Consider the following 23,092-nt stretch of genomic DNA (forward strand, 5'->3'; position numbering starts at 1 on the left):
GTCTCCATCCTCGTTTTGCGTTAGGAGTGACCACACGCTAGGCGTGGACACCGGCTAGGCGACGAAAAGGGGACTTTCATGGCTCTCAGCGACGACATCGAGCTTCTGTCGGCAGTGCCGCTCTTTTCCGGGCTGGACGCCGATCAGATCCGGCTGATCGCCTTCGGCGCAGAGCACCGGCCGATCAGCGCCGGCCAGGCACTGTTCAGGGAAAAAGCGCCAGCGGAATGCGCCTATGTCGTGGTGCGGGGCAAGCTCGATTTGTACGTCATTGGCCGGGACGGCACTCAGACGCTTGAGACGAGCGTCGGCCCGGGTGTGATGCTGTCCGAACTGGCACTGGTCACCATGGTGGAACGCAAGTTCACGGCTGTGGCCGCAGACGATGTAGATGTTATCCGCATCACCCGCTCACTCTTCCACCGTCTGCTCGAGGAATATCCCGCCATGGCGCGGCATGTCGAAACCCGGATCCGCAAAACTCTGGGGGACCTGATGGAAGGCTCCGCCTCTCTCGCCCCGAGATTTGCTGAATAGCGGGCTATGGAGCGTCGAAAAAGGCTGTGACCGGGACATGATCAGAAGGCTGCGCCCAGCCCCGTGCTTCCTTGAGGACCTCGATCCGGGACAGAAGCGGGGCGAGATCGGCTGACGACCAGATATGGTCGAGGCGGCGTCCCCGATCGGCGGCGGCCCAGTCTTTGGCGCGATAGCTCCACCACGTATAAAGTTTGTCCGACGCGGGTACATGCTGCCGCATGACATCCACCCATGCACCGCGACGCATCACCTCCATCAAGCCATCGGTTTCCACGGGTGTATGGCTGACGATCTTCAACATCTGTTTATGCGACCACACGTCGTGTTCTAGCGGTGCGATGTTCAGATCACCGACGAGGATCGCGGCCGTGCCCGGCTCGGCGTCTGCTGACAGAGCTTTCATTTCCTCGACGAAATCGAGCTTATGACCAAACTTCGGATTGATCTCGCGATTGGGCTCATCGCCGCCGGCCGGTACGTAGAAGTTGTGAAGGCGAATGCGCCGCCCCGCCCATTCGAAGACGGCGGAAATATGCCGACTGTCCCCCATGCCGCAGTAATCCTGGCGATGATCTTCGGTCAGCGGCAGCTTCGAGCAGATCGCCACGCCGTGATAGCCCTTCTGGCCGTGGATCACGATATTGGAATAGCCTAGGGCTGCTATGTGCTCAGACGGGAACTGATCGTTCTGGCACTTGATTTCCTGCAGGCACAGGATGTCCGGGTTATGCTGACGAAGGAAGTCCTCGACGATCGGGAGGCGCAGCCGCACCGAATTGATATTCCAGGTTGTAATCGCAAGGGTCATGGAGCGCCTATAGTCCTCGGTTGCCCCTGCGTCTTAGGGCAAAAGGCCTGACCTGAACAGGATAAGGCGGCGCAGCTTTTCGCCTGCACCGCCTTCTCCACAACTCCGCTGAAGCCCAAGGCTCAACCGCCGCCCCGCTTCTGACCATGCACCTCGGAATACGGGATCTCGAAAACCGAAGGGTCCAGTTGAACACCGTTCTGAACATTAAAGATCATCACCGATGTATCCTTTTTCTGGACGTCCGAGATAGTCCATTGCCTCAGATCGAAGGTCTTAGGGTCGAACATCAGCGTGATGGTGGAATCGCCGAAGATCGTCCGGTCGCCAAGCACGATCGTTGTAAGATCGGCCTCTTCCTTGACGTCGCGCACCAGTTTGTTGCCGAGATCGATCCTGTCGGCGAGCAACAGGCTGAGCGGCGTCTTCGAGAGGGGATAAAGGTCCCAGGTCTTCAGCTTGGTGTTTCCGATGACGACATTTTTGCCATCCGAAATAACACGCATCGGTGACGGTTTTTCGTAGTTGAAGCGAAGCTTGCCGGGCCGCTCGATGAAGAACTTGCCGCCGGTCTGTTCGCCACGCGGTCCGAACTGAACGAATTCGCCCATCATGGTTTTCACACTGGAGAAATGGTCGGCGATCTGCTGGGCTGCATCGGTCGCAGCAAGGCTCGGAAACGGCAGGGCTGCGCATGCCATGAATGCGGCGGTTCCCAGCACGAACTGGCGACGGTTCGCCAGTACCGGCATTCCTGCATCGCGTTCAGTTTTTTCAATCATGCCATACTCCTTCATATGCTCACGGTCTCGCCGAAAAAGGCGGCGGCTTCATGGCCGTGATGTCTCATGCCGCTGCGGCAACTCGTCGGGACTGCACGTTGTTCCACCAGGGAACGCTGCCCGGGACATTATTCTTCCGTCGGCACCAGGATTTCGCGTTTACCCGCATGGTTGGCAGGACCGATAATGCCCTCCTTTTCCATACGCTCAATCAGCGAGGCCGCACGGTTGTAGCCGATACCGAGCCGGCGCTGAACATAGGAGGTCGACGCCTTGCCATCGCGCAGAACGATGGCAACGGCCTGATCGTAAGGGTCGTCGGAATCTGCCAGATTTCCGGTCCCGGCCGGCCCGCCGCCGTCCTCATCGTCTTCGTCATCGATGGTGATGGCTTCCAGATACTGCGGCGAACCTTGGGTCTTCAGGTAGGCGACAATCTCTTCGACCTCATGGTCGGAGACGAAGGGGCCATGCACGCGCTGAATGCGGCCGCCACCGGCCATATAAAGCATGTCGCCCATGCCGAGCAGCTGTTCCGCACCCTGTTCACCGAGGATGGTGCGGCTGTCGATTTTGGATGTAACCTGGAAGGAAATGCGCGTCGGAAAGTTGGCTTTGATCGTGCCGGTGATAACGTCGACCGAGGGGCGCTGCGTTGCCATGATGACGTGGATACCGGCCGCGCGGGCCATCTGGGCGAGCCGCTGAACCGCGCCTTCGATATCCTTGCCGGCCACCATCATCAAGTCGGCCATTTCGTCGATGATGACGACGATGTAGGGGATCGGCTGCAGGTCGAATTCTTCAGTCTCGTAAATCGCCTCGCCCGTCTGGCGGTCGAAGCCAGTCTGGACGGTCCTCGTCAGCACCTCGCCCTTCTCCTGCGCCTGCGCAACCCGGGCGTTGAAGCCGTCGATGTTGCGAACGCCGATCTTCGACATTTTCTTGTAGCGCTCTTCCATCTCGCGGACGGTCCATTTGAGCGCCACCACAGCCTTCTTGGGATCGGTCACAACAGGGGAGAGCAGATGCGGAATGCCATCATAGACCGACAGTTCGAGCATCTTCGGGTCGATCATGATCAGGCGGCATTGTTCCGGCGTCATCTTGTAGAGAAGCGACAGGATCATCGTGTTGATCGCGACCGACTTACCCGAACCGGTAGTACCGGCGACGAGCACATGCGGCATTTTCGCAAGGTCAGCCACCACCGGCTCGCCGCCAATGGTTTTGCCGAGCGCCATGGCCAGCTTCGCCTTGTTGCCGTCGAAGTCGCGCGATGCGATCAGTTCACGCAGATAGACCGTCTCGCGGCTCTGGTTCGGGAGTTCGATGCCGATCGCATTGCGTCCGGGGACAACTGCCACACGGGCTGCGATCGCGCTCATCGAGCGGGCAATGTCGTCGGCAAGGCCGATGACACGCGAGGACTTGATGCCCGGTGCCGGCTCCAGCTCATAGAGTGTGACCACGGGCCCCGGACGGACGTGGATGATTTCACCTTTGACGCCGAAGTCATCGAGTACGCCCTCGAGAAGGCGGGCATTGTGCTCCAGAGCCTCAGCCGACAGGGTTGCATCCCGAGCAACCGCACGCGGTTCGGCCAGCAGATGGACCGAAGGGAGCTGAAATCCGTCAGGCTTCAACAGAGAACCCTGAGCATCGCGGTCCAGGCGGGCGCCCGGCTTCGGTCGCGCGGCGGGCGTGGCAATGCGAGGCGAACCCGCCACGGCGCGGGCAGGAGCAACTCCACGACCCCGCTCGTCCGGAAGAATGCCGGAGGGGCGTGGCATGTCATCCAGATCGAAATCATCATCCTCGTCATCGAATGATCCGCTCGACATCGGCGGCGGAGACACGATGGAACGACCGGTTGCGCGAGGAGGCGCCCCATCAAGCACGGGTTCGACGCGAGCGGTCAGTCCAGTCGGCTTGGCGCGAGACGGCTCGTTCAGCGTGCTGAATTCATCGTCATTGAAATCATAGGGCTGGTTGAACTCGCGCTGGCGACGCTCCGCAGGCTTGACGCCGAAAAGACGGCGCATGCGCGCGCGCAGCAGGTACCAGTTATGGGCGAAAGCGCCAAAATAGAGCGAAATGCCCCCCTGGTCCTCTTCGTCTTCTTCCTCGTCCACGGGGTTGGGCAGTACCTTCGCCTTGGACGGGATCTTGGCGATAGGAAGATCGTCTTCGGGGGCCTCGACCGGCTTGCCGAAGATCCCGGCGGCAAACAGCAGGAACCAGGCGGCCGGTAATGCCAGGATCGTGCCCAACACCATGGCGAAGGTGGACGTCGGATACGCCCCAATGAAAAGGGCGGGGAAGCGCAGAATAAGATCACCAAAGACACCGCCGGTGCCGCTCGGCAAAGGCCAGGTGGTCGGCGGCGGAAAGCAACCGACAGCGGCAGCGGCCACAAGGGCGCCAGCGAGCCAGGCGGCAATGCGCGCGGGAATGCGATGCAGGCGGCGCCCGCCGATCAAGGCAAACGACCAGGCGAGCACGGGAAGGAGCGCAAGCAGGCTGCCGAGCCCGAAGAACTGCATCATCAGATCGGCGAAGACCGCACCGGATAGTCCAAGGATGTTGGTCGGCGGATTTTCTGTGGCGTAGGACAAACTCGGGTCAGAGACATTCCACGTGGCGAGTGCCGCGACCGCCAGCACCAGCGCCAGGAAGAGTGCGAAACCCAACAAAGCAGACAGTTGTCGAACCAGAAAAGCGGTGAACGCGAATCGGGCCGGATGATCCGGAAGCGCTGTCGAATGGCCTCTGCTCATGGGTCTCGTAATCCGTCCTGTTGGCGTGCGCCTGGGATGCTGGAAGGGCAGCACAGTTCTGACCAGTCCTCAACCTAAGCCACGGACGGTTAATGGTGCATTAACCATGCACCAGTTCCAGGATCATCTTGAACGCAAAACGCCCGGGCATGAAGCCCGGGCGCCGCCGCCGCTTGAGGAGGAGATCCGACGATCAGCTGTGATAGGCGGCTTCGCCGTGGGAAGCGAGGTCAAGACCTTCGCGCTCGGCTTCGACCGGGACGCGCAGGCCGACGACAACGTCAACGATCTTGTAGAGGATGATCGAGCCGATACCGCACCACAGGAGCGTCACGACAACTGCCTTAACCTGGGTGATAAACTGACCTGCCATGGTTACGCCTTCTGCATAGCCGATGCCACCGAGTGAGGCGGAAGCGAAAATGCCGGTTGCAAGTGCGCCGAAGAGACCACCGATACCGTGCACGCCGAAAACATCGGCGCTGTCGTCATAGCCGAACTTGTTCTTCACCACCGCGACGAAGAAGTAGCAGAGCGGCGACACGATAAGACCCATGACAATGGCGCCCATCGGGCCGGCGATGCCGGCAGCCGGGGTAATGGCAACCAGACCGGCGATCATACCCGAAGCAGCACCGAGCATGGAGGCCTTGCCGCGGGTGAAGGCCTCGACGAGGACCCATGACACGACGGCAGCAGCAGTCGCGATGAAGGTGTTGACGGTCGCCAGCATGGCTCCACCGGAGGCTTCCAGGTTGGAGCCGGCGTTGAAGCCGAACCAGCCGACCCAGAGCATGGCCGCACCGACCAGCGTCAGCGTCATCGAATGCGGAGCCATCATGTCCTTGCCATAGCCGGTACGCTTGCCGACCATGATGGCGCCGATCAGACCGGCAACACCGGCGTTGATATGAACGACCGTGCCGCCGGCGAAGTCAAGCGCGCCCCAGCCGAAGAGCAGGCCGTTGGCATCCCAGACCATGTGGGCGATGGGGAAGTAAACGAAAGTGACCCAGAGCAGGCAGAAGAGCACGGAAGCCGAGAACTTGATGCGCTCGGCAAAAGCGCCGACGATCAGGGCCGGGGTGATCGCCGCGAAGGTCATCTGGAACAGCATGAAGATGTATTCCGGAATGACGGCGTCAGAGAAGGTGGCCGCCGTGCTGTCAGGCGTCACACCTGCAAGGAACATCTTGCCGAAACCGCCGAAGAAGGCGTTGGTGGAACCACCAAATGCAAACGAGTAGCCATAGATGACCCAGGCGAGCATGATCGCCGAGCCGATGACCGTGCACTGCATCAGCACAGACAGCATGTTCTTGGCGCGAACGAGACCACCGTAGAAAAGGGCGAGGCCCGGGACCAGCATGAAGAGGACCAGGATGGTGCAGAGGAACATGAAGGCAGTATCGCCCTTGTTCGGCACCGGCGCGGCAGCGACTGCTTCGGCTGCAGCGGGTGCAGTTTCCTGCGCGAAGGCGATGGCCGGCGCCAGCAGAGCTGCCGACGCGGCGCCAAGGCGCACGAGATTGGAATTCAACTTGGCAAGTGACATCAGTAACAACTCCCCTAAAAGCCGTTCTTACAGAGCTTCGGTATTGGTTTCGCCGGTGCGGATGCGCACGGCCTGATCGATCGAGTAGACAAAGATCTTCCCATCGCCGATCTGTCCGGTCTTGGCGGAGGAAGCGATTGCTTCTACAGCCTTGTCCGCCAGTTCGGAGGAGACAGCGATTTCGATCTTCAGTTTCGGCAGAAAGCTCACGGCGTATTCGGTGCCGCGATAGATTTCGGTATGGCCCTTCTGGCGACCGTAGCCCTTAACTTCCGTTACGGTCAGGCCCTGGATCCCCACGCCCGTCAGAGCTTCGCGCACCTCGTCCAGTTTGAACGGCTTGATGATAGCCATCACAATCTTCATCTGGTTTCCCATCCTTTGCTTGTCCTCGGCTCGGAGCCGACTCTCCTTGCCGCCGGCAGGAACTGTTTCGCTAGCGACCAACCGTGCACATTCAAATCGTGTGCCAGTTTCGCGACAACGGCCAACCTATTGAAATGTAAAGGCTTCGTAAAGCGAAGCCAATAAAAGGGCAATTGAATGCGCCATGTGCGCATAAAAAATATGCAAACTCTTGAAAATGGCGCAGTATTAATCATTTGCCCGTTTCCGGATCAGAGCCTGCGCGAGCCGGGCAGTGAGGGCGCGTGAGCATGTGACGCTGTAAGCCATGTCGAAGACAATGCGGACTTTATGCACGGCAGTGCCGCCACCGGAAACTGATGTTCGACACCGTTCGATGAGGCTTTGCGTTCCCGTGGGGTGCAGTGTACCTCTGATTGTCCTTTGTTGGGGGGAGACCAGGAAGAGGAAGACAGCGTGACATATCTTCATTCGATGGTGACCCGAACCGAGGGTATCAGGCCGGTCGCTCCAGAACGTTGGAGATCGTTCGAGGGCGCGGTCGGAGTTTATTGGGATGCCGAAGGGATAGCAGGAGCTCAGGGCTACTACCTCTCTCCAGACCCCAGGATCGTCGTCTTCTTCAACGATGTATCAAGCCATATCCGCATCGCCAGCCGGGAGGCTGCACTCGGAGGTGACGACCGGCCGATGACGCGGGCGATCTATGTGCCGGCTGGAGTGCCGCTGTGGACACGGTTCAATGGAACGCACCGCTTCTCCCATCTTGATCTACACATTCATCAGGATCGGCTCCTGCGCTCGCTCGCCCCATCCCTAGGCAGTTCCAAGGCGCGCGACGTCCTCAAGCGACCGGTCGAACTGCAGGATCTGGGACCTGTCGCAACTCTTGCCGGTCTTGTCGTGGATGAGATTTCGCAACCCAGCCGGCACGCTGTCTTCGGAGAAAATCTGGTGGGCAGCATTGCGACGGCACTTTTGGAACTACCCCCTGAGACTCCAGAACTGACCAATGGCCGCCTGACCCAGGCACAGATGAACAAGCTCATTGCGCGCTTCAGTCTGCGGGGCGAGCGGCCCATGGCCGTAGCGGAAATGGCCGATGTGGTCGGCTTGTCCGAAAGCTGGTTTGCGACCGTTTTCCGCCAGACCACCGGCAAGAGCCCGCTGCAATGGCAACTGGGCCGCCGGATAGAAGCCGCTCAAAAGCTTCTGGCCGACACACAGCTCAGCATCGCCGACATCGCCGCCCAACTGGGGTTTTCGGACCAGGCTCACCTGACCAAGGTCTTTCGGCAGATGGCCGGTGAAACGCCGGCCGCTTGGCGGCGTTTCAACCAGCGAGCTTAGGCCACGCCTCACCAGGTCTGGCGGATCGTCGCGTAAACTGTTCGACCAGGGTTGTAGTAATAGGCGCCGCCGTCATTATTGGCGATGTGCTTCTCGTCGAAGACGTTGCTCACATTCAGCTGAAACGACGTGTTCTCCTTGATCGCGTACGTGAAGGAAGCATCGAAAATGACCGCCCCGTCCGATTTGCGGGTATTGGCGTTGTCAAAGTAATAGGAGCCGATATAGCGGGCTCCGGCACCGAAGGTCATGTCACCGCGAGCGCCGTCGCCATCCAGGGTATAGGTCGCCCACAGCGAAGCCATGTGTTCCGGAACTTGAGCAAAGCGGTTGCCATCGATCGAGGCGCTGGAGGTATCGGTGTCCGCGATCTTCGAGCCGATGTAGCTGTAGCCTGCGATCATCTCGATATTGGAGGTGACTTCCACCTTTGCCTCGAGGTCGAATCCACGGTGGCGGATCTTGTCGACCGTCGAAGCAACATAGAGAGGAGCATCATAGGTGGTGATGTTCTCTAGGGTCAGGTCATAAATCGAGGCTGTCAGCAGCCCGGGGAATGCATCAGGACGATACTTGATCCCGGCCTCGTATTGGGTGCCATAGGTTGGCTCGTTGCCGGCACTTGGAGGCGCCACAGATTCGGCATAGCTGACATAGGCCGCGAGTTCCTCGGTGATCTTGTAACTCAGCCCGAGGCGCTTGCTGAGTTCGCTGTAGCTGCCACTTTCACTCGTCCCCGACAGTAGGTCGGTATCTTTAAGATCCAACCAGTCATTGCGCAAACCGACGCTCGCCGTGAGCCTGTCCGAGAAGATCAGATCCTGCTGCAGGTAGAGGGCCTTCGTGTCCTGGTCGAGATGGGAACTGTCGTAAGGCGACAGAGCGCCCGGTCCACCTGAGTAAACTGGATTGGCCCAGTCGATTTGCGGTGCGAGGGCATAATACAGCACACCCTCGGATTCGGAGTTGTTGGAATCGGCCCCGACCAACGTCCGGCTCTCGACATTGTCCAACTGTGTTTCGTACAAAAGGTGCGCGTCGATGACGAACTGTTCGGCCGAGTTCTCGCTTTGGAAATAGTAGCGGTCGGCCAGCGTATCTGACGGATCGCTGGCACCGAATGAATCCCAGATATAGGCATAGCCGAAGCCGGTCTTCGACTTCATGTATCGAGCGTTGGAGTTGAAGGTGAGACCATCGCCGAAATCGTGGTCAAACATGACCGTGAACGTATTGCGATTGGTCGTGTTGTAATTGTATTCCGGCTCGCCGAAGAAGCGGTCTCGGTCGAAATCCGTATACAATGGATGACCGCCCCCACTGGGCGTACCGTCGCGGTCCAGATGATCGAAGACAAAAGTCATGCTGGTCACGTCGGTCGGGCGCCAGGTCAGCCCACCCTGAATGAAATTCTCATCATTCTCGGAAAAATCATATTCCCCGTCCGCCCTTTGAACCTTCCCCGTCAGGCGGTAGGAGAGAGTATCATCTCCTGTGAGGTTGTCGCCGAAATCGAAACCCGCTTCCTTGTGAGCAAAGGAACCGGTCGTCCCATAGACCTCGCCAAACTTTTCACTGCGCGGCGTCTTCGTAACATAGTTGATGGCACCACCCGGATCAGAAACGCCATAGCCGGTGGAGTTCGCCCCTTTCAGCACTTCCAGGCGCTCAAAGGCATAAGGTTCCTCCTTCACCCCACTCCACGTCCGGCCGATGGCGAGGCCATCGCGATAGGTGTAGGGGGTGAAGCCGCGAATTTTCACGTAATCGTAGCGGTCGTCGGAGCCGTAATAGTCGGTGATGACGCCGGCCGTGTACTGGACGATCTTCTCGACCGAGTCAGCGGCGCGCTGTTCGACTTCCTTTGAGGTAATGACGGAGACGGTCGCGGGCGTCGTGAGGATTTCCCCGGGCATCTTGCCCACCGCCGTCGATTCCGTGGCAACGATCGTCTTGGAATCAGCGTCGGCCTGGCCCTTTCCCTCCACCGTGATGGTCTGAAGGACAGTCGAATCGTTTCCGCTTATCGCATCCTGCGCGGCCGCCAGCGCGGGGATAAGGGCGCTGATCGCGGTGCAGGCGAGCAGGACCGCCGTCCGGTGGCGGAAGGAGGAATGGCCGGCGCGTGCGGCGTGTCGTGCATTTGGCATTGTTCAATCCGAAACTAGGTTGCGACGGCAGCGATCCTGCTTTGCAGCAGCCACGTGACGATCACGTCCCCAGCTTCCGGGCGCGCCACACCTTGCCCCATCTCAAAGCTTGGTCACTGCGCCTTGCAAAATCCCACCTTGGCCGCAATAACTGGAATGTGATTGTCAGGTATTGTATTTTTTCTCAGGTTTGTAGAAAACCCCGGAAAGTTAAAGCGCCCGCCAGCCGGCCGCGCCCGCAGTGCTTGACCTCTGTGCATGAAGCTGAGAATTGAAGTCAACTTAAATTGTAAGAGACTGAGCATATGCGTTTGTGGCGTCTGGCGCTGATATCGACCCTGTTATTTGCCGCCGCACAGGGGGCGGTGAGGGCCGACGGGCGGACTGCCTATCCGGTGACGATTTCACATGCGTTCGGGAAAACCGAAATCGCAGCCACGCCCAAGCGGGTGGCGACGGTAGCCTGGGCCAATCACGAAGTCCCGTTGGCCCTCGGAATAGTCCCTGTTGGCATGGCGGCTGCCAATTTCGGCGACGAAGATGCCGATGGCCTGCTGCCTTGGGTGTCTGAACAGCTGAAGGCTCTTGGCGGATCGACGCCGGTGCTGTTCGACGAAGGAGACGGCATAGACTTCGAGGCAGTGGCCGCGACGCAGCCCGACGTGATCCTCGCAGCCTATTCTGGTCTGACGCAGGCGGATTACGACACCTTAAGCCAGATTGCGCCGGTGATTGCCTACCCGCAGGCCCCCTGGTCGACGGATTGGCGAGAGACCATCCGTATGGACAGCGCCGGTCTCGGAATGGCGCAGCAAGGTGAGGCGCTGATCGCTGACATCGAAGCGAAGATTGCCGCAGAAGTCGCCAAATATCCCGAACTGCAGGGCAAAAGGGCAATGTTCGTCACGCATCTCGACGCTAGCGATCTGAGCGTCGTCAACTTCTACACCGCCCAGGATACCCGGGTGCGCTTCTTCCAGGACTTGGGCCTGCAAATGCCGAAGAGCGTTACCAAGGCCTCGGTCACAGGTAGCTTCGCCGGTTCGATCAGCGCCGAACAGGTCGATTTATTCGACGATGTCGATATTCTGGTTACCTATGGTGATGACAACCTGCTGGCCGCGATGAAGGCGAATCCGCTGCTCGCGCACATGCCTGCAGTCGAACATGATGCCATTGTGCTGCTCGGCCGCAATCCCTTAGGGACCGCCGCCAATCCCACTCCACTGTCGATCAGCTGGGTTCTGAAGGACTATGTGGCGCTTCTCGCCGCCGCTGCGCGCAAAACGCCATGACCGCCAGCTTCGCAACTCATCGGCAGGCAACGCAACGCTCGAAAAAATCGGCGAGCAGCCGCATCCTCTGGCTGTCGGCCTGTGCCGTGCTGCTCTTCCTGCTCTCGCTTGCATCGCTGTCGATCGGCACACGGGCGGTCGATTGGGTGGACATCATAGCCGCCTTGCACGGCCACACCTCCCGTATCGGAGAGGCCGCAGCATCGGCTCGTATTCCGCGCACGCTTTTGGCTGTTCTCGCCGGGGGGGCGCTTGGTCTTGCCGGTGCCGTCATGCAGGGCGTAACGCGAAATCCGCTGGCTGATCCGGGTCTTTTGGGCGTCAACATGGGCGCATCTCTCGCCGTGGTCATCGGAATTGCCTGGTTTGGAATCAGCTCATCCGAAGCTTATATCTGGGCCGCAATTGCGGGCGCCGGCACAACCGCGATACTCGTCTACACTATCGGTTCTCTAGGCAGGGATGGCCCAACCCCGCTGAAGCTGGCTTTGGCAGGTGCGGCCACTTCCATTGCCTTTGCCTCGCTCGTGACAGCCGTCATCCTGCCACGCGGCGATATCGCTGGCGGGATCCGGTCCTGGCAGATCGGTGGAGTAGGCGGAGCGACCTTTGAGCGGATCCTCCCGGTCCTGCCGGTTCTCATCGCTGGTCTGCTCCTCAGCTTCGCCTCGGCGCGCAAGCTCAACTCTCTGGCTTTGGGCGACGCGCTTGCAGCCGGTCTGGGAGAGCGCGTAGCCTGGGCTCGAGCCTTAGCGTCCCTCGGCGCAGTGCTGCTCTGTGGCGCGACGACCGCCGTCTGTGGGCCCATTGGTTTTGTCGGCCTGGTCGTGCCGCATGCGTGCCGGCTCTTTGTCGGTGTCGATCACCGCTGGCTTCTGCCCATCTCCACACTCGGCGGATCGGCACTCCTGTTGGCAGCCGACATCTTGGGCCGCATCGTGGCGCGCCCCTCGGAAATCGACGTCGGCATTGTCACGGCCCTGATCGGCGGCCCGTTCTTCATCTGGATCATCAGACGCCAGAAGGTGCGGGAGCTTTGAGCATGGCAGCCTATACCTCACAACAGAACGGCCTTCGCCGAAAGCGACACGGCAAACGGCGTCTGCAGATCACCGCGCTGATGCTGACGCTCGCGATCCTGGCCTTCGCTTGCACGCTCCTTCTCGGCAGAGCGTACACCCCTCCCGGCGACGTGTTGCGTGTCCTATTTGGAGAACAGGTGGCCGGCGCATCCTTCACCGTCGGGCAGCTTCGGCTGCCACGAGCAATCCTTGCGCTGCTGGCGGGAGCCAGTTTCGGCATGGGCGGCACTGCGTTCCAAGTCATGCTGCGCAATCCTCTGGCGAGTCCGGACATCATCGGCATCAGTTCCGGTGCCAGTGCTGCCGCCGTCTTTGGCATCGTCATTCTTGGTCTGAACGGAATAGCCGTTTCATTCCTCGCCGTCGTCTGCGGTCTCGCCACCGCCCTCGTGGTCTATGGTCTATCTTTCCATCAGGGTGTAGCGGGGGCTCGCCTCATCCTGGTCGGGATAGCAGTGTCTGCTATGCTGGAAAGCGTCGTGGCCTACGTGCTTGCGCGCGCGCCCGCGTGGAACCTGCAGGAAGCTCTGCGCTGGCTGACAGGTAGCCTTAATGGGGCGACACTCGACCAATCTCTGCCGCTTCTGCTCGCGCTCGTTGTTCTGGGTGGAGTTCTCGCAAGCCTCGGCCGGAATTTGGAAGCTTTGAAGCTCGGCGATGATACCGCTGCCGCGCTCGGAGTACAGGTTGCAAGCACCCGAGTTGTGGTCATCCTCTGCGCCGTGGGGCTTATCTCAATTGCCACGGCCGTCACGGGTCCAATCGCTTTCGTCGCCTTTCTATCCGGACCAATCGCTCAGAGAATGATGGGTGGCACCCGCTCCAACCTCGTCCCCGCAGCGCTGGTCGGTGCCCTTCTCGTGCTGGTGGGCGATTTTGTCGGGCAGGTGCTGTTGCCGAGCCGCTACCCCGTCGGCGTCGTCACGGGTGCGCTGGGTGCACCTTACCTCATTTACCTGATCATTCGGGCCAACAGAAACGGAGGCGCCGCGTGAACAAGCACTCCCTGATCGCACGTGGTCTCTCCGTTGGCTACGGTGAGACGCTGATCCTTGATGGGCTTGAGCTTGGCCTGCCATCAGGTCGAATCACGGCGATCGTCGGAGCCAATGCCTGCGGCAAGTCTACGCTGCTGCGCGTTCTTGCTCGGTTGCTACAGCCGAAAGCAGGCCAGGTGTTACTCGACGGCAAGTCGATCCATGCGCGACCAACGCGGGAGCTTGCGCGCGAACTGGGACTTTTGCCACAATCTCCGGTGGCGCCAGAAGGCATAGCCGTTGCTGATCTCGTTGGTCGCGGCCGCCATCCGCATCAGGGTCTGTTCGGTCGCTGGACCCACGCAGATGATGAAGCCGTTGCGGAAGCTCTCAACGTCACAAAAACCGTGGATCTCGCGGAAAGGCCAATCGACGAGCTATCCGGCGGTCAGCGTCAGCGCGTCTGGATTGCCATGGCCCTTGCTCAGAAGACCGAGATCCTTTTGCTCGATGAGCCAACGACATTCCTCGACATCAGCCATCAAGTAGAGGTGCTCGATCTGCTCATCGACCTCAACAGGAGGCGCGGCACAACGATCGTGATGGTGCTGCACGATCTTAATCTGGCGGCCCGTTACGCGGACCATCTGGTGGCGATGGTCGACGGGTCCCCTTATGCCGAAGGCGCGCCTGAGGCGGTTCTCACCCAGGAAATGGTGAAAACCGTGTTCGGACTGGAGAGCAAGATCATTGCCGATCCGACCTCAGGTCGACCGATGATGCTACCCATCGGCCGTCATCGCATGACTGGCCCAGCCACCATAGAAAAGGATATCCAGCCATGACGACTGCCCAGGCTTTCACGCTTTCCGGCACCGGCCGCATAAACAATGCGATGGCCATGCTGGACGAGATCTGCGAACATTTCGTTGAACACGCCGAGGTCAACCGCGATGGAGCATCGGCTGTCCTTGAAAGCGAAGAGGCGAGAGTTGACATTGCTGTCACCGATGATCGCATGCTGATCGCTATTGCCTGCGAAAGTGAAGAAGCCGTTCAGGCAACCCGCGTGATGCTTGCTGAACACCTCTTCTATTTTGCCGGCGACGAGACTCTGGAACTCACCTGGACAAACTCAGCGCGAAGGGACCGACCGACAAATCTTCATGAAGCCAACGTTGTCTCCGCCTTCAACGTAACCCCGAGGATGCGCCGCCTTGTGATCGCATGCGACGATGTTCAGCCCTTCATCGGCGGCGACATGCATGTCCGACTTCTCGTGCCGCCTGTTGATCGGGAGCCGGTCTGGCCGGGCATACACGACAATGGACGCATTGCCTGGCCCACGGGGGAAGATACGCTCCTGGCGCGGGTCTATACCATTCGGAAGGTTGATGCCGAACGTAGCCAGCTTTGGATTGACGTGCTTCAGCACCCTGAACCGGGCGTTAAGACCCCTGGTGCCGATTTTGCCCGTGACGCCCGCCCCGGACAGAGGCTCGCGCTCCTCGGCCCTGGAGGCGGAGATCTTCCCTCTGCACAGACCCTCTTTCTCGCCGGCGATGAAACCGCCCTTCCGGCCATCGCACGGATCGCGGCGGAGATCCCAACCGGCACCCACCTGAAGGCCCTCATCGAGGTCCACGACGAGGCGGAAGAACAGGAGCTGTCGTCGCGCGGTTCGATCGAGGTCGAGTGGCTGCACCGATCGAGCTACGCGGTCGACGCAAAAGGAGTTCTGGCAAAGACAATCTGTGACGCACTGGGCGATGTCGACGCGCAGACCTTCGTCTGGGTCGCTTGTGAAAAGGCGGAGGTGCGGACTGTCCGCAAATTCCTGGCTCCCAAACAGCGGGATCGCAAGCTGCAATACCTTGCCTGGTATTGGGAGCGCACGTGACACTCGCCGGTCGATACTGGTGACGGGCATCCTCCAAAAGACCGACGGGCGAGGACGACACGTCGAACTCTCCCGCCCGTCGCGCGCGCTCCTATGCTCCGCCGGGACGGATTGGAGCGAGCACGAAATCGTGTCTCACCTCCCAGAAATCGCCCGTGAAACCGTAACCGGCTGCCCTGTCGGGCTCATGTTTTTTGTCGAACCGGGCCAGAAGGCTCTCCTTCACCCCGAAAACGGCATCGGAATGGATGTAGGGATCGTCAGGATCGAAGATATGGGTCACCAGTGTCTCGAAGCCGTCGGCTTTGATGATGTAGTGCAGATGGGCCGGCCGATAGGGATGGCGACCGAGATGTCCCAATAGCTGGCCCACGGGACCATCGTCTGGGATCGGATAGTATTTCGGCTTCACCGCACGGAACCAGTAGTGCCCGTCCGGCCCGGTGCGGAAGACGCCGCGCAGGTTGAAGTCGGGCTGGATGCCTTTCTGCTGGACGTCGTAAAAGCCTTCGTCATTGGCCTGCCAGACATCGATCACGGCACCCGCGATCGGCTTGCCCTCAGTGTCGAGGATCCGGCCCTCGATCACCATGTCTTCGCCTTTGCTGTCGAGGCAGATATTGGCGCCCATCGGCAATTCCGGAGCGTCCGCTACATGGAAGGGGCCGAGTACCGTGCTTTCGGAGGCGCCAGAAGGCTTGCGGTTGTTGATCGCATCGACCAGCATAGAAACGCCTAGGACGTCCGACAGCAGGATGAATTCCTGCCGCCATTCGTTGCACATCTGGCCTGTGCGGGTGAGGAAGAGGATCGCCTCCATCCATTCGTCCTGGGTCGGCTCCAGTTCCTTGACCGCTTCGTGCAGCTTGCGGGTGATGACCTCCATCACCTCTTTGAGACGCTCGTCCTTGGCATTGGCGTTGCGGCCAGTGACGACCTCGACGGAGGTCTCCTCAGTGAAATAGCCCTTTTCATGCGCGTCCATGATCGCTCCTCACCGGTCCAGAATGGTTTTCAGGACGCGCCGTAGCTCGCCTTCGGGGTCCTTGACGGCGGCTTGCGCGCGCCAGGCGACGTGATGGTCCGGACGGACGAGCAGTGCGCCGGAATCGCGGATCTCTCGGGCGCGGGCCCAGTCGCCGGAGAAGTCCTGCCAAGTTTGTCGGGGGCCGATCTTGTGGACCGTGATCGGTAGGCCGAATTCCTTCGACAGGGACTTTGCGGCCGCCACCCAGCCATCGCCGCCGATGCCGGTCAGAACAGTGAAGACGCCATGGCCCGTCAGATCGAGGCTCGACACCTTTTCGCCTTCCGGCCCGAAGAGCCAGACATGCGGCAGACGGGCGCCGGGCCAGGTGGTTGGCTGGTAGTGCAGCTCGGCGTCTTTCTCAAAGGGTGGTTCCGGCTGGCCATCGGTGACGACAGCGCCAGACTTGTAGCGCTGGTTCATCTCCACGCCGTGCGCGTCGAACTCATAGACCTTGGCGGCAATCGCCTGGCGGATCGCCTCACGCTGTTTTTCCGCATCCGCCGTGTCGTTGCAGCGGGCGTCCATATTCTCCTGCATCTTCACCGGGTCGACGGAATCGAGCAGGCCGAGCGCCTTGAAGATCGGGCCGAATTCCTCGATCGACTTGTTGGCACGGGTGACGATCTGCTTGGCGACCGGGGCGCGTTCGGCCTGGTAGCTGTCGAGCAGGCCAATGCCGGCCTGGCCGCGGATGACGGCGGCGAGCTTCCAGGCAAGGTTGAAGGCATCCTGGATCGAGGTGTTGGATCCCAAGCCGTTCGACGGCGGATGGCGGTGGGTGGCGTCGCCCATGCAGAAGACACGGCCGTTCGACATCGTGGTCGCGTACATGTTGTTGACGGTCCAGGTGGAGACCGACTTGATCTTCGGCTGCAGATCCTGGACGCCGACCAGATCGCGCACGACCTTGGTGGCGAAGGCATCATCGACGGCCGGTGCCGGCTGGTTGATGTCGTAGCCCCAGACAATCAGCCACTCGTTCCACGGCCGGACCATGCGGACAAGGCCCATGCCGATGCCGCCGACGTCGGCGCCCGGCTGCAGCACCCAGTAGAGCACCGAGGGGCGGTGAGCCACATAGCGCGAGAGGTCGCATTCGAACAGGATGTTCATCGAACCGGCGACGCCCATCTTGCCTTCGAAGGAGAGGCCGGCATGTTCGGCAACCTTGGAGTTGCCGCCATCGGCGCCGACCAGGAATTTCGAGCGCACGGTGAATTGCTTGCCGGTCAGGCGGTCAAGGCAAGTGGTGGTGACACCGTCGGCATCCTGCACATGGCTCACATATTCCGTCGACATGCGTGACTGCGCGCCGCGTGAACAGGCCGTCTTGAAGAGAAGGGGCTCCATATAGGTCTGAGGCAGGTCGTTCATCCGGCCGGGCGAGGACAGGAGATGTTCGGCGCGCGAGAGCGGATGGTTGCCCCAGCTCTGCATGCGGCCGATTTCTTCGCCGGCGACGGCCGTGCAGAAGACGTTCTGGCCCATCAGGTCCTGTTCGGTTGCGAACATATAGGCTTCGTCTTCGACGTCGCGGCCGAGATCGCGCAGCACCTCCATCGTGCGCTGGTTGGTGATGTGCGCGCGCGGCGTGTTGGCGAGCCAGCGGTAGCGGTTGATGACCATGGGCTCGAGGCCGTAGCTTGCGAGCAATGCGGCCGTTGCAGAGCCTGCCGGCCCGGTGCCGATGATCAGGACGTCGGTTGTGATGTCAGCCATTTGGCCCTCCCTTTGTCGTGTGTTCAAGCGATCCGCCCCTCAAGGTGCGGCGGACCGGAAAGAGTTCGATGCCGGTGCGGTCGGTGATCAGTCCCCAGATCCCGCGTGGTGCAAACAGCATGGTGATGATGGCAATCGCCCCGAGCAGCAGCAGGTACCAGGACCCGTAGCTTGAGAGCGCATTCTGCATCAGGAAGAAGATGATGACGCCGACGATCGGCCCTTCGATGGTGCCAATGCCGCCGATGATGACGATGAACAGCACGTAGGCCGTCCAGTCGGTGAGCGAGAAGGCGGCATCGGGGGAGATGCGTGCCTTTTGCAGGTAGATGAGGGCGCCAACGACGCCGGTGATGAAGGCGGTAGAGAGGTAGATCACAAGCTTCAGCTTCTGTGCATCAACCCCGAGCGCACGCGCGGCCGTCTCGTTGTCACGGACGGCAGCAAGGCCCAGGCCTTGTTTGGAGCGCAGCAGGCGGTAGACGAACCAGATCGTCAGGACGAGAACGATCAACGCCAGCCAGAAGGCGACGGCGTCGGCTGCGGCTGCCGCCCGCATGCCAAACCAGTCTTCCAGCAGTGCGACGCCGAACATGTCACGGGTTGCCTCGCGCGGCAGCGAGGTGCCGGTGCCACCGCCGAGCGCCTTCCACTGGGCAAAGAGCAGTCGGCCGACTTCGGCGATGACCCAGGTGCCGATGGCGAAGTAGGGGCCGTAGAGGCGGAATGCGAAAAAGGCAGTCGGTATCGAGACCAGCACGGCAAAGAGGCCCGCGAGCGGGATGGCCAGGATCGGGTCGAGACCGAGCAGGATGACGAAACCGAAGAGCGCATAGGCACCACAGCCGACGAAGAGTTGCTGGCCGACGGAGATCAGGCCTGCGTATCCAGCGAGCAGGTTCCAGCTCTGGGCGAGCGCCAGCATGGTGAGGATAAAGAACAGATCCTGCACCACGCCGCGCGAAACGACGAAGGGGGCCGCTGCCAGAAGCAGCACGAAGAGGATGGCTGCGGCTGAAAACAGCGTGGAGAGGCGCGTGCGGGTTTCGACCCGCCAGGATGGCATCGGGCGCATGACGTTCGACAGGAATTCTCTGTTGGCGTTCATCGTCACCTCAATCGACAGCGCGCGGGAAGAGACCCCGCGGACGGAACAGGAGGACCAGCAGGAAGGCGATGTGGCCCGAGAGGATCTGCCATTCCGGGTTGATGGCGGCTCCGAGCGTTTGGGCGACACCCAGAATGATGCCGCCGGCAAGCGTGCCCCAGAGTGAGCCGAGACCACCGATGATGACCGCTTCGAAGGCGTAGATCAGGCGTGCCGGACCGGCGGTCGGGTCGAAATTGGCGCGGGTGCCGAGATAAAGCGCGGCGATGGTGACGATCACCATGGCAAGGCCGGTTGCGATGGCAAAGATCTGGTTCGGGCGAATGCCCATCAGGCCTGCTGTCACGACATCGTCTGAGGTTGCGCGGAATGCACGGCCCAGCGCCGTCTTGTAGATCAGCTGGTTGAGGCCGACGATGACCAGGATCGCGGAGCCGAAGGTGAGCAGCGGCATGACGCCGGCATTGATGCCGCCGAGCGAGAGCGACGCCTGTTCCAGCGCGCCAGCAGGAATGCGCTGGCTGTCGGCGGTGAAGGCTTCAAGGAGGCCGTTCTGGATCACGATCGACAGGCCGAAGGTGACGAGCAGCGGCGGCAGGATGTCCTTGCCGAGCGTCCGGTTCAGCAGATGATATTGCAGAAGGTAACCGATCCCGAACATCAGCGGACCGGCGATCAGGGCCGCGAGGAATGGATTGAGCCCCAGCGTCGAGACGAGGAGCAGGATCAGGAAGGCTGAAAAGACGATGAGATCACCATGGGCGAGATTGACCAGCCGCATGATGCCGAAGACGAGCGAGAGGCCTGCCGCGAAGAGAGCGTAGAGCCCGCCGAGCAGGATGCCCTGGAGAATGGTATCAAGCCAGTTCATGGGGTTCCGCTCCGAAATAGGCCGCGTGGATGTCGGCACGGTCGAGTTCTGCGGGGCGCCCTTCGAGGGTGACCCGGCCTTCCATCATGCAATAGACGCGGTCTGCGACCTTGAGCGCCTGGGCGATGTCCTGCTCGACGATGACGATGGCCGCACCTGTTTCCCGGATGCGCGGGAAGGCAGCATAGATGTCCTTGATGACGACGGGGGCAAGGCCGAGGCTGAGCTCGTCGCAGAGCAGCACTTCCGGATTGGACATAAGCGCGCGGCCGATTGCGACCATCTGCTGCTGCCCGCCGGAGAGAGCCGTCGAGGGATTGCGGCGCCGCTCTTTCAGGATCGGGAAGAGCTCGTAGACGGTTTCAAGCGACCATGGCCCATCAACCTTTCGGCCGTGGCGACCGACCAGCAGGTTTTCCTCGACCGTGAGCGACGGGAAAAGCCGACGCCCTTCCGGCACCAGCGCAATGCCACGGGCCATGACATCCGGGGAGCCAAGCGCGCCGATCGGCTGGCCACGATGCAGGATTGATGCCGGTTCGTTGCGCAACACGCCTGCTATGGAGCGCATCAATGTCGATTTGCCTGCGCCGTTCGCGCCGATAACGGCAATGGTCTCGCCGGGGTTGAGGACGAGATCGACGCCGAACAGGGCCTGGAAGTCGCCATAGAAGGCGGTGAGGTTATTCGTTTCAATGAGGCTCATAGTCAGACCTCCATGCCCAGATAGATTTCGCGCACCTCGCGCGAATTCATGATGGTCTGCGGATCGCCATGGCCGATGACCCGTCCAAAGTTCAGGACGAGGATCTTCTCGGCGACGGCGTTCAGCGCATGCAACACGTGCTCGATCCAGATGATCGCCATGCCGCGCTGGTGGACCCGCTTGATCGTGGCAACCAGCTGACGGCATTCGCCCTCGGTCAGCCCGCCGGCAATCTCGTCGAGCAGCAGAAGCTTGGGCTTGGTGGCAAGGGCCCGGGCGAGTTCCAGCCGTTTGCGCTCGAGCAAAGTGAGGCTGCCGGCCGGGCGGTTCGCTTTCGCGATGAGGCCGGTCTCGACCAGGATTTCGGCGCAGAACTCGGCGACGTCCGCTTCGCTGCTCTCGCTGCCGAAGGCGCCGGCGACGAGCAGGTTTTCATAGACCGTCAGCCGCTCGAAAGGCTGCGGGATCTGGAAAGTGCGGCCCATGCCGGCAAAGCAGCGTTGCATGGGCGGGACATTGGTCACGTCTCGGCCATCGAAATGAACCGTGCCTTTGGCGACGGAGAGGTTGCCGGTGATCAGGTTGAACAGCGTCGATTTGCCGGCGCCGTTCGGTCCGATGATACCGAGCGCCTCGCCGGGTTCGACGGAAAAGCCGATATCCTCGGCGACCACGAGGGCGCCGAAGGATTTCGACACACCATTCAGTTCCAGGATCGGCATGGACACTCCTCCGTCAGGCTCGCGGCGCCCCGACGATCGGGACGCCGCTGCCATGGGTTCACAGGGTTCAGCTGAGCGCTTCCATCTTGCCGCCGAGCGGAATGTTCGTTGCCTGGCCGTTCTCGACGACGACGAGGTCGTAACCGCCGCCGGTTTTGAGGCGCCACTGGCCGCCGACGAGCGGCGTCTTGGCGACGTTCTTCTGGGCGAAGGGCGGCAGGTTGGCGTTGTTCCAGGCGATGGGGCCGACCAGCGTGTCGAGCTTGGTTTCGCCGATAGCCTTGGCTACCGCATCGCCATCCGTCACGTCTTCCGCCCGCTTCATCACGTCGACCGCCAGTTCGAAGAGCGCATGGGCAAAGCCGATCGGCTGTGTCCAGGGGCGACCGGTCGCTGTGGTGAAGGCAGTTGCCACATCGGCAGCCGTCTCGCCTGTCAGCGAGGACTTGAAGGGATGAGACGGCGTCCACCAGACTTCGGTCGAGAGGTTGTGGCCGGCATCGCCCAGGGCTTCCACGGTCTGCGGAAATAGCAGCGCCTTGCCGATCGAGGCGATCTTCGGCTTCAAGCCCTGCTGCTTGGCCTGGTTCCAGAAGGTGGTGAGGTCGGGCGGGATCATCACGCCGGTCAGGATTTCCGTCTCGGCCTGCTTGAACGCGTTGATCTGAGCGGAGAAATCATCCGTCAGGTTCTGATAGCGGCCGGTGTCGGTCAGGCCATAGCCGAGCTTCTCCAGCACCGGCGGGAAGCCAACGACCTTGTCGCCCCAGGCATTGCCGTCGCCGTCGTTCGGGAAAAGACCGCCAACCTTCTTGTTGGTCTCGACCTGGCCCCACATGCCGGTGAAGACGGCTATGATGTCCTCAAGACCCCAGAAGAAGTGATAGGCATAATTGAACGGCTTCCAGCTTGCGGGATCGCCGGGATTGCCCTGCTGCCCGATGAACCAGGGCTGCCACGGCGCGACCGTCGAAAGGCAGGGGATCTGCTCTGCTTCGCAGGTGGTCGAGACCGGATTGGTGGTTTCCGGTGTCGAGGAGACGAGCATCAGGTTGATTTCGTCGTCGACGATCAGTTCCTTGGCGACTTCGGCGGCACGGTTCGGATTGGACTGGCTGTCCTTGACGATGACCTCGTAGTTCAGGCCCATCTTCTTCGTCGTGGCGAGGAAGCTGTCGATGACGAACTTGTCGGCTTCGCCGAAGGCAGCAAGCGGCCCGGTCTGCGGGCTGACATAGCCGAGCTTCACGGCTGCTGACTGTGCAATCGCAGGGGCCGCAAGGCCCGAGGTCGCCAGTACGGCGCCGCCGGCTGCCGTCGTCTGCAGGAATTTGCGTCGCGTAATCATATT

At 60.9% G+C, this 23,092-nt stretch carries 20 protein-coding genes; 7 read left to right on the forward strand and 13 right to left on the reverse strand.

The genetic code is table 11. The features are described from left to right. Positions 1-78 precede the first annotated feature (78 nt). Positions 79-537 carry a cyclic nucleotide-binding domain-containing protein gene (locus FJQ55_RS16410; RefSeq protein ID WP_140829817.1) on the forward strand — a complete coding sequence of 153 codons (459 nt, stop codon included), beginning with the start codon at positions 79-81 and terminating at the stop codon, positions 535-537. 4 nt (positions 538-541) lie between these two features. Here the strand turns inward: FJQ55_RS16410 and FJQ55_RS16415 are convergent, their stop codons facing one another. The 5 genes from FJQ55_RS16415 to FJQ55_RS16435 all read right to left on the reverse strand — a co-directional run bounded on the left by FJQ55_RS16415 (position 542) and on the right by FJQ55_RS16435 (position 6,831). Beyond that, positions 542-1,348 carry an exodeoxyribonuclease III gene (locus FJQ55_RS16415; RefSeq protein ID WP_140829819.1) on the reverse strand — a complete coding sequence of 269 codons (807 nt, stop codon included), beginning with the start codon at positions 1,346-1,348 and terminating at the stop codon, positions 542-544. A 122-nt stretch (positions 1,349-1,470) separates the two neighbouring features. Further along, positions 1,471-2,127 carry an outer membrane lipoprotein carrier protein LolA gene (locus tag FJQ55_RS16420; RefSeq protein ID WP_425467547.1) on the reverse strand — a complete coding sequence of 219 codons (657 nt, stop codon included), beginning with the start codon at positions 2,125-2,127 and terminating at the stop codon, positions 1,471-1,473. Between the two features lie 131 nt (positions 2,128-2,258). After that, on the reverse strand, positions 2,259-4,910 hold the full coding sequence (locus tag FJQ55_RS16425; RefSeq protein WP_140829822.1) for an FtsK/SpoIIIE family DNA translocase: 2,652 nt from the start codon (positions 4,908-4,910) through the stop codon (positions 2,259-2,261). A 193-nt stretch (positions 4,911-5,103) separates the two neighbouring features. Beyond that, the gene (locus FJQ55_RS16430; RefSeq protein WP_062281893.1) at positions 5,104-6,465 is read right to left on the reverse strand and encodes an ammonium transporter; all 1,362 of its coding nucleotides are present in this window, start codon (positions 6,463-6,465) and stop codon (positions 5,104-5,106) included. A gap of 27 nt (positions 6,466-6,492) precedes the next feature. After that, positions 6,493-6,831 carry a P-II family nitrogen regulator gene (locus tag FJQ55_RS16435; protein ID WP_140829823.1) on the reverse strand — a complete coding sequence of 113 codons (339 nt, stop codon included), beginning with the start codon at positions 6,829-6,831 and terminating at the stop codon, positions 6,493-6,495. 456 nt (positions 6,832-7,287) lie between these two features. On the opposite strand from FJQ55_RS16435, the gene FJQ55_RS16440 reads away from it, so the two are divergent. Beyond that, positions 7,288-8,181 (forward strand): helix-turn-helix domain-containing protein, encoded by an 894-nt coding sequence (locus FJQ55_RS16440; protein WP_208758221.1) that lies wholly within the window; start codon positions 7,288-7,290, stop codon positions 8,179-8,181. 8 nt (positions 8,182-8,189) lie between these two features. Here the strand turns inward: FJQ55_RS16440 and FJQ55_RS16445 are convergent, their stop codons facing one another. Next, complete coding sequence (locus FJQ55_RS16445) at positions 8,190-10,331, reverse strand: TonB-dependent siderophore receptor (RefSeq protein ID WP_140829824.1); 2,142 nt, start codon at positions 10,329-10,331, stop codon at positions 8,190-8,192. Between the two features lie 305 nt (positions 10,332-10,636). Here FJQ55_RS16445 and FJQ55_RS16450 point away from each other — a divergent pair, with 305 nt between their 5' ends. Genes FJQ55_RS16450 through FJQ55_RS16470 form a run of 5 tightly spaced genes read left to right on the forward strand, consistent with a single transcriptional unit; the run spans position 10,637 to position 15,585 of the window. Beyond that, a complete protein-coding gene (locus FJQ55_RS16450; protein WP_140829825.1) occupies positions 10,637-11,626 on the forward strand; it encodes an iron-siderophore ABC transporter substrate-binding protein in 990 nt (329 codons plus the stop codon). Further along, entirely contained in the window at positions 11,623-12,666 is a 1,044-nt protein-coding gene (locus tag FJQ55_RS16455) for a FecCD family ABC transporter permease (RefSeq protein ID WP_140829827.1), read from the forward strand. The genes FJQ55_RS16450 and FJQ55_RS16455 overlap by 4 nt, the downstream gene beginning before the upstream one ends. A 2-nt stretch (positions 12,667-12,668) precedes the next feature. Beyond that, positions 12,669-13,703, forward strand: coding sequence for a FecCD family ABC transporter permease (locus FJQ55_RS16460; RefSeq protein ID WP_140829828.1), 1,035 nt, complete (start codon positions 12,669-12,671; stop codon positions 13,701-13,703). Further along, positions 13,700-14,530, forward strand: a complete 831-nt coding sequence (locus tag FJQ55_RS16465) for an ABC transporter ATP-binding protein (protein WP_140829829.1) — start codon at positions 13,700-13,702, stop codon at positions 14,528-14,530. Before FJQ55_RS16460 ends, FJQ55_RS16465 begins: the two co-directional genes overlap by 4 nt. After that, a complete protein-coding gene (locus FJQ55_RS16470; RefSeq protein WP_140829831.1) occupies positions 14,527-15,585 on the forward strand; it encodes a DUF2218 domain-containing protein in 1,059 nt (352 codons plus the stop codon). Before FJQ55_RS16465 ends, FJQ55_RS16470 begins: the two co-directional genes overlap by 4 nt. A gap of 91 nt (positions 15,586-15,676) precedes the next feature. On the opposite strand, the gene FJQ55_RS16475 is transcribed toward FJQ55_RS16470, so the two are convergent. The 7 genes from FJQ55_RS16475 to FJQ55_RS16505 form a co-directional block, all read right to left on the reverse strand. After that, positions 15,677-16,570 carry an intradiol ring-cleavage dioxygenase gene (locus tag FJQ55_RS16475; protein WP_140829833.1) on the reverse strand — a complete coding sequence of 298 codons (894 nt, stop codon included), beginning with the start codon at positions 16,568-16,570 and terminating at the stop codon, positions 15,677-15,679. A gap of 9 nt (positions 16,571-16,579) precedes the next feature. Beyond that, complete coding sequence (locus FJQ55_RS16480; protein ID WP_140829835.1) at positions 16,580-18,334, reverse strand: FAD-dependent oxidoreductase; 1,755 nt, start codon at positions 18,332-18,334, stop codon at positions 16,580-16,582. Continuing rightward, positions 18,327-19,442, reverse strand: a complete 1,116-nt coding sequence (locus tag FJQ55_RS16485; RefSeq protein ID WP_425467541.1) for a branched-chain amino acid ABC transporter permease — start codon at positions 19,440-19,442, stop codon at positions 18,327-18,329. Before FJQ55_RS16485 ends, FJQ55_RS16480 begins: the two co-directional genes overlap by 8 nt. A gap of 7 nt (positions 19,443-19,449) precedes the next feature. Beyond that, positions 19,450-20,313, reverse strand: coding sequence for a branched-chain amino acid ABC transporter permease (locus FJQ55_RS16490; RefSeq protein WP_140829837.1), 864 nt, complete (start codon positions 20,311-20,313; stop codon positions 19,450-19,452). Beyond that, the gene (locus tag FJQ55_RS16495; RefSeq protein ID WP_140829839.1) at positions 20,300-21,019 is read right to left on the reverse strand and encodes an ABC transporter ATP-binding protein; all 720 of its coding nucleotides are present in this window, start codon (positions 21,017-21,019) and stop codon (positions 20,300-20,302) included. The genes FJQ55_RS16490 and FJQ55_RS16495 overlap by 14 nt, the downstream gene beginning before the upstream one ends. A 2-nt stretch (positions 21,020-21,021) precedes the next feature. Further along, positions 21,022-21,741 (reverse strand): ABC transporter ATP-binding protein, encoded by a 720-nt coding sequence (locus tag FJQ55_RS16500; protein WP_140829841.1) that lies wholly within the window; start codon positions 21,739-21,741, stop codon positions 21,022-21,024. A 67-nt stretch (positions 21,742-21,808) separates the two neighbouring features. Then, complete coding sequence (locus FJQ55_RS16505) at positions 21,809-23,089, reverse strand: ABC transporter substrate-binding protein (protein WP_140829843.1); 1,281 nt, start codon at positions 23,087-23,089, stop codon at positions 21,809-21,811. Between the last annotated feature and the right edge of the window lie 3 nt (positions 23,090-23,092).

The organism is Rhizobium glycinendophyticum (assembly GCF_006443685.1).
Classification (GTDB): Bacteria; Pseudomonadota; Alphaproteobacteria; order Rhizobiales; family Rhizobiaceae; genus Allorhizobium; species Allorhizobium glycinendophyticum.

Bases quoted from the DNA above. Each gene is read 5' to 3' on its own strand.
- FJQ55_RS16455 (WP_140829827.1), top strand. From the start codon at position 11,623: ATGACCGCCAGCTTCGCAACTCATCGGCAGGCAACGCAACGCTCGAAA.
- FJQ55_RS16415 (WP_140829819.1), bottom strand. From the start codon at position 1,348: ATGACCCTTGCGATTACAACCTGGAATATCAATTCGGTGCGGCTGCGC.
- FJQ55_RS16470 (WP_140829831.1), top strand. From the start codon at position 14,527: ATGACGACTGCCCAGGCTTTCACGCTTTCCGGCACCGGCCGCATAAAC.
- FJQ55_RS16485 (WP_425467541.1), bottom strand. From the start codon at position 19,442: ATGAACGCCAACAGAGAATTCCTGTCGAACGTCATGCGCCCGATGCCA.
- FJQ55_RS16475 (WP_140829833.1), bottom strand. From the start codon at position 16,570: ATGGACGCGCATGAAAAGGGCTATTTCACTGAGGAGACCTCCGTCGAG.
- FJQ55_RS16500 (WP_140829841.1), bottom strand. From the start codon at position 21,741: ATGCCGATCCTGGAACTGAATGGTGTGTCGAAATCCTTCGGCGCCCTC.
- FJQ55_RS16435 (WP_140829823.1), bottom strand. From the start codon at position 6,831: ATGAAGATTGTGATGGCTATCATCAAGCCGTTCAAACTGGACGAGGTG.
- FJQ55_RS16495 (WP_140829839.1), bottom strand. From the start codon at position 21,019: ATGAGCCTCATTGAAACGAATAACCTCACCGCCTTCTATGGCGACTTC.
- FJQ55_RS16480 (WP_140829835.1), bottom strand. From the start codon at position 18,334: ATGGCTGACATCACAACCGACGTCCTGATCATCGGCACCGGGCCGGCA.
- FJQ55_RS16410 (WP_140829817.1), top strand. From the start codon at position 79: ATGGCTCTCAGCGACGACATCGAGCTTCTGTCGGCAGTGCCGCTCTTT.
- FJQ55_RS16490 (WP_140829837.1), bottom strand. From the start codon at position 20,313: ATGAACTGGCTTGATACCATTCTCCAGGGCATCCTGCTCGGCGGGCTC.
- FJQ55_RS16425 (WP_140829822.1), bottom strand. From the start codon at position 4,910: ATGAGCAGAGGCCATTCGACAGCGCTTCCGGATCATCCGGCCCGATTC.
- FJQ55_RS16430 (WP_062281893.1), bottom strand. From the start codon at position 6,465: ATGTCACTTGCCAAGTTGAATTCCAATCTCGTGCGCCTTGGCGCCGCG.
- FJQ55_RS16505 (WP_140829843.1), bottom strand. From the start codon at position 23,089: ATGATTACGCGACGCAAATTCCTGCAGACGACGGCAGCCGGCGGCGCC.
- FJQ55_RS16450 (WP_140829825.1), top strand. From the start codon at position 10,637: ATGCGTTTGTGGCGTCTGGCGCTGATATCGACCCTGTTATTTGCCGCC.
- FJQ55_RS16445 (WP_140829824.1), bottom strand. From the start codon at position 10,331: ATGCCAAATGCACGACACGCCGCACGCGCCGGCCATTCCTCCTTCCGC.
- FJQ55_RS16460 (WP_140829828.1), top strand. From the start codon at position 12,669: ATGGCAGCCTATACCTCACAACAGAACGGCCTTCGCCGAAAGCGACAC.